Origin of the sequence: Paraburkholderia sp. UYCP14C (assembly GCF_004197395.1) — a bacterium.
Taxonomy (GTDB): domain Bacteria; phylum Pseudomonadota; class Gammaproteobacteria; order Burkholderiales; family Burkholderiaceae; genus Paraburkholderia.
On the sequence record NZ_SELS01000145.1, the window covers coordinates 1 to 6,042 of the forward strand.

3 protein-coding genes and 1 pseudogene are annotated in these 6,042 nt (G+C 58.9%); 1 reads left to right on the plus strand and 3 read right to left on the minus strand.

Going from position 1 to position 6,042, the window contains the following annotated elements; all coding sequences use genetic code 11:
- Positions 1 to 416: 416 nt before the first annotated feature.
- Together EVC45_RS43095 and EVC45_RS43100 are read right to left on the minus strand one after the other, a co-directional pair.
- Positions 417 to 2,489, minus strand: a complete 2,073-nt coding sequence (locus EVC45_RS43095; RefSeq protein ID WP_129964161.1) for a capsular biosynthesis protein — start codon at positions 2,487 to 2,489, stop codon at positions 417 to 419.
- The gene (locus EVC45_RS43100; RefSeq protein WP_129964162.1) at positions 2,490 to 3,638 is read right to left on the minus strand and encodes a glycosyltransferase family 1 protein; all 1,149 of its coding nucleotides are present in this window, start codon (positions 3,636 to 3,638) and stop codon (positions 2,490 to 2,492) included.
- A 342-nt stretch (positions 3,639 to 3,980) separates the two neighbouring features.
- On the opposite strand from EVC45_RS43100, the gene cysC reads away from it, so the two are divergent.
- The gene (gene cysC, locus EVC45_RS43105; RefSeq protein ID WP_129964163.1) at positions 3,981 to 4,619 is read left to right on the plus strand and encodes an adenylyl-sulfate kinase; all 639 of its coding nucleotides are present in this window, start codon (positions 3,981 to 3,983) and stop codon (positions 4,617 to 4,619) included.
- Between the two features lie 290 nt (positions 4,620 to 4,909).
- Here cysC and EVC45_RS47400 read toward each other — a convergent pair.
- Positions 4,910 to 5,350, minus strand: a pseudogene (locus EVC45_RS47400) (hypothetical protein); the annotation flags it as partial.
- Positions 5,351 to 6,042: the final 692 nt, after the last annotated feature.

Genomic DNA, 6,042 nt, shown 5'->3' on the forward strand with positions numbered 1-6,042 from the left:
CCTGGGGAGATCTCGCCTCATGCCTGAAAGGGCGACGGCGTCGAGCCGGAGCGAGAAGTCAGCAGAGGCCGTAGTAGCTGGGCGGTGTGGCCGGGAAGGCTAAAGCTGCTGGTGAAGGGCCGAAGGAGTGGGAGGGCAGGCCCTCTGGTTATCGGGAGTGACACGGCTCAGATGTTCGCGTTAGCAAAGCTCGCCATCGTGGTGGATAGGGTGAAGCCCGACAGGCCCAGGCAGCGAGCAAGCACGACCGCCGAACCAGATCACGGCGAACTCGGGCGTCGGGTCGGGAGCAACACAAACCCGGCGACCTCAACCACTCCAACCGCCCGGTGCGGACCCGCATGCCGGGTGGTGTGGGAGGGGACCGGTCAGGTTACCTGACCGCCCCTATCCCGATTGTTTTGCTGGATTGCTCTTTAGCGGGCTCTTGATGCGCGCTTTTGCTGGAAACGCCAGACCGCGTGGTCGATTGCATTGCGGGTCCAGCGAAAAGCTTTGAGAAACGGTCGCATTCGGTTGCCGCGCACTTTTTCTAGCGGCCTTGCGGCTTGTGGGGCGAGTTGTTCGATGACGGCTTCCGGTGTCGTGAAGAGGCGTGTTTTCCAGTCGTAGTAGAGCGGGTAGCGCAGCAGCGCGCCCGCGCATAGCATGTCGAGCGTCAATGTGCGATGACGCCACGGGAGTGGCGCGAGTGCGTCGTGGGTGAGTCCCCAGCCGGCGTAGAACGGTAGACCGTAGGTGAATACTGCTTTTCCGCGCAGCAGCGCATCAAAGCCTGCGAGCGACGATAGCGTGTGAACTTCATCGGCCGCATCGACAAGAGACAGCAGGTCCGCTTCGGTATCGACGACGTGGGCGAGCTTCTGGGCATCGATCAGTCCGTTGCGGTTGCCTGATAGCACGTCGGGGTGCGGCTTGTAGACGACAAATGCATCGGGACGCAGACGGCGCACTTCGCGCAGCAGTGCGTCGGCGGTGCCGATTGCGCGTGTGCCGAGGCGGATCGATGCGTCGTCGGCGACCTGGCCGGGGACCAGCACGATCTGCTTGCCGGCAGGTGCCGTCCATGCAGGGCGCCGGCGGCCGAGGTTGTACTTGGTGACGCCGAGTTGCACGATCCTGTTGCGAAGCGCCGCGACGCGCTCCAACTCGGTGTCCGTGAATTCGGTTTCGTTGAGCAGCATGCTCAAGTCGCTTGGCTGGCTTGCATCGAAGTACAGTCCACGACGATCGATCACCTGACTGCGCGGCGCGATCATGTCGGAGCCTAGACCCGTCGAGTGGAAGAAGCCGTCTTCGATTCTGATGCGACGGACTTCTGGTGCCAAACCCTCCGCGCTGCGCGCGCCCCACAGCACCGCGCACTCGTGCGTTTGCACCGATTGCGGTTCGGCTGTCCAGCGTAGTGCCGAGTCGCCCGCCGTGATGTATGGCGTCGCGAACGGGCGCTTCCACCACTGAAAACGTAGTGCCGCTACGGCGCGCAGATCGGCGAAGCGTTGCTGGACTGCATGCTGCAGCTCGATGCTGTCGAGCAGGTCGTCGAGTGTGCCGGGAGCATGCGTCGACGGATTCAGATAGCGCGTCGAGCGGACGAACACCACGTCGAACAAGGTGGCGAGCGTCGGGCGTGCGGTTCTGTTGGGAAACGGCTGATCGTCATGCGTCAGTCCCCAGCCCGCGTAATACGGTGCGGCGAATACGTGGACGCGCGCGCCGGCCAACAGCGCATGTATGCCTTCCGATGCGCCGAGCGTGTAGACGTGATCGACGTGAGGCAGGGCCGCGCACAGGGATTCGTGGTCGGCAAAGCGTTTTGTGCCGACCGGCAGTGTTGGTTCCGATGATCCGGACAGCCAGTGGCCTCGTCCTGGATCGTTTGATTGAGCGATCCAGAATTCGGCTTGTGGATGGGCACTTATTGCGGCTTGTAGCATTCGCGCAAAAGCTTTGGGCGAATGGCGCGTTGTGATTGGGCTCGATCCTTTCGAGCGTGCGCGTTCGTCGATGAGCAGTACGCGTTCCTTGCGTCGTGGTTCGAGCAGCGCGATCGGGCAGCGGGATTGCGCGTCACGAATTGCCGATGCGTGACTGCGCTCGAACCGCTGCATCAACTGTTGCATCGACCCTTGCGATTGTGAGCCTGTTGGGGAATTGCGATTCTGTTCGATTGCGACCGTGAGTACTTCGTTGAGCGCGGCGGCGAACGTCTCGGCGCTGGCATCGGCAAGCGGCATCGAAAACCATGACAACAGCGGCGTGCCGGACGGTCCGCGCGACCAGACCGGGCCGGGCCACGCGGCGTTGATTTGCTTGCCGAATAAACGTGCGACGCGTAGTGCAACGCGCCCATGCCATCGATCGATCCACACATGCTCGACGCTGCTTTGACGGAGTCCGCTCCACAAACGAAAGCCGCGCGTCAGACTGCGCAGATCGATTGCGAGGCTCGCGGATGCCTGTTCGTTGGCGGTGACGCGTTGCTCCATTTAGCGCAGCGTTTCCAGAAAGGCGTCGACGCGTTCGAAATGCTGGGCCCAGGTCGGTTCGCGGAATCGTTCGATGCGGCTTAGCTGCGCGTCACGCTCGGGGCTATGCGGTTGTGCGTAGGCCTGAATCCGCGCGAGCCAGCCGGGGCCGTCGAGCGGATCCAGGTAGTCGGGGATGTCGTCGGCGATTTCGTGGAAGACGGCGAGATCGCTTGCGAGTACCGGTACTTTTAGCGCGAGTGCTTCGGCGAGTGGCATGCCGTATCCTTCGACGAACGACGGAAAGAGTAGCGCCTGGCAGTGTTGCAGATACGCGTGCAGTTTTTCGTCGGAGCAGTGGGCTTCTTCTATTACGACTCCCTTTAGCGATTCGCAGCGTTCCAGCATGTCGATGACGTTTTCGCATTCCCAGCCGCGACGGCCGATTACGACAAGCTTTGGTGCTGCTGTGCCGAGTTGTTCGACCAGACGGCGCCAGACGTGAAGTGTGAACCAGTGGTTTTTGCGTGGCTCGATCGTGCCGAGCATGACGAAATACGGCGTGGCGATGGGGCGCGGTGCGAGTGGGCGTGGGGTGACGCCGGAGGCTAGGTGGGCGACGACTGTTGGTGGAAGCGGGAGGTTGGCGCGATGGGCTTCCGCGGCGAGCGAGTCGAGTGTGGCCTGCGAATTCATGATGAGTCCGCTTGCGTGCTTCAACGCGGTGTGGATGCGATTGCGATGCGTGCTGTCGACGCCAGGGCGGCAATATTCGGCGTGGGTCAACGGAATCAAATCGTGAACCATGAATACGGGGCGAATGTCGCGCTTTGTCATCCCGCCGTAATAACGATTGAACTCCATGCCGTTGTGACTAGTGTGCAGGAGGATGCCTGTGAGTCTTGATTCTCGTAGGCGATTAAGACAGGCGCGGATGATTAAAGCGCGGATTGCATTCTTATTGCGCCGCGATGAAAGAAGCCATGCGAACGTTTGCTGTGAATCCCGCTCGTCCAGAACGGTGGTGTAGCCACGCTCGCTGAGGATCGCCCGGGAATTCGCACCGTATTTTTGAATGTAAGCGAGCCCAACGCGGTCGACGCCGGTAGGCAAAAGCTCATCGTAAAGGCGCGTGAGAAGTCGCGTGACGTCGAGGAAGAGGATTGGCACAGGAGGGCGTGGCGATGTTTTGTAATCTGTCGTAAAGATGCGTTTGATCTGTACAGTGTGGCTTTTTTATTACACCGCCCCATTTTACCCGAGTGCGTGAGAGAATTCTGATCGGTTGTTTGTAAAGATATGGTAAGGCGACGGTAGGTTTTTCTGGCACGACATCCTTCGACTACATCGAACTTTTTGTGTGCCAGTGTGAATGCCGCACCTTATTGCTCGGTGGTGAGCGCCAGCGTGCCGTGAAGTTGCGAATCCTTGGGCTGCGTTGAGCGCTATCCAGAGGGTGATGTGCGCGACTGACGTCGTTTTGCTACATACATAGATATAGACCTGAGAGTGATGGAAACACGTTACACCGGCCCGGTGATTCCAACCGTTGCTTTGATTACGCCTGCCGGGCGAGCATCGATGAAATGTCAACGCCCGATGGTCATCTGGTTGACTGGCCTGTCCGGAGCAGGAAAGTCGACACTAGCCCGTATGCTGGATAAGGAGTTGCATGCAGCGGGCCACCATACCGCGCTTCTCGATGGAGACAACCTTCGTCTCGGTTTAAATAACGACCTGGATTATTCTGACGCGAGTCGACACGAAAGTGTGCGTCGTGTTGCGGAAGTTGCGCGCCTAATGACGGATGCAGGGCTGATCGTTATCGTGTCGTTTATCTCCCCGTTTCGCGCCGATAGGGACGCGGCGAGAACATTGTTTCCGATCGGGCAATTTATTGAAGTGCATGTCGATGCGCCATTGCACGTCGTCGAGGCGAGAGATCCGAAGGGGCTTTACCGAAACGCGCGAGAGGGTGCGCTGGCGAAGTTCACGGGTATTGATTCGCCGTATGAGGTGCCGCTAAAGCCTGAATTGCACTTGGATACATCAAAAACGACGCCTGACGATGCTCTGAGACAGATTCTGCGCGCACTTGGATCGCTGACTAAAGATACCAGCGACACGCCCGAAACTGTGATTTGCGCCTAAGCTACTCAAAATATGAGTCTCTTTGCGGCGGATTGAGCCGGTAGCGCGCTGAAATACCGTTCGCCACGCGAGTTCAGGCGCAGAACCGATCCATCAACCTAAATCTGAGGCCGTGTCCGGAGGTACAGCGGCAAATCCAGCAATCAACCTTGCTGATTCTGAGTTCTAGTCGCTCTATCCATTACCAACGACGAACGCCTCTCTTACGAGAGACTTCGGCCGGCAACTTTGAGAACAGAACGGCCTCCAGCTGTACTCGTGGCCTCGTCCCATTTGTCAAATGATTTTGTCTCCAGCAGGTAGGTGTTGGAGTGCATGTACTGATTGCTGGTGCGCGCCTTGTCCCGAAAGAGAGTGTCGCATACCCGATGCAGAGCCGACGATGTCTGCTGTGATACAGTATTCGGCGCAACGAAGCGCATGAAAGGTCGCGGAGCCGCTTCGCAGATTGCCTCCGCATCGACCAAGACGTTCTTGTTGCTCTTCCCAAACGGGCGCCCGAACTGCGGCGAGATGATCAGGTTTACCTCATGCCCGAGTTCGGCATTTTCGCGTCGGACGCAGTCAGCGCCAGCGCATGCCTCAATAACTACCATGCATGGACCGAATACGGAGAAGTATTCAATCAGGTGCTTGGGCGAAACCTTCCTACGAAACGCGGCACCACCCGCTTCGTCCTGACCATGAAGGTGAGTCCTGGCAGACTGCTGCAAGGAACGGAGCGCGCGGATCTCATCGAGGCTACGGGCATGCTCGTGATCCCACTAGGCAAGCAGGAAACATGTTTGCAGACCGTTTTACGTCATTGGGAAATCTTGCAAAACGCGTCGGGCCCATACACGCATGAATGAAGCGGCAAGCGTCATCGCGATCGGAAATGGCGGCCTGTGGCGGTCAAATTGCCTTGAGCATGTCGATAGAAGGGCAATCCCGAATCGACGTGGAAAGAGAGCAAGATGACAAGAAGGCGCCGACAATTTGACGCCAGTGGAGCGGCTGGAAGTAGCGCGGATGGTACGAGACCAAGGGTTGTCGGTCGGCGAAGTGTGTCGGTCATTGGGCCTTGTAAAGACAGCCGTGCGCCGCGGAGTCGCCCAGCTAAAAAAAGCGTCGGCCTTCTTTGCCCGGCAACTGAATTGATTTACCGTCTGGTAACCCATTGGCAGTAGAAGGCCGTATTGGTTAGTCACGCCTGCCGGCTTTTGAGCATTCGCCGCGAGCGGCGCGAGCTATGGTAACCGCCGCGTGATGCATGCACTGCGGAAACAAGGGCTACGGGTTGGTCGCATACCGAATGCGGACGGTGACGCGAGAAATGGCTGGTTCTGCATTCGGATCGGGGCAGCCAGGGCGGATTCAACCGGTCGTCGCAACACCTTTAATTGAGGAGGTGTTTATGGGACGACCAGCGGGGTGGATGCAG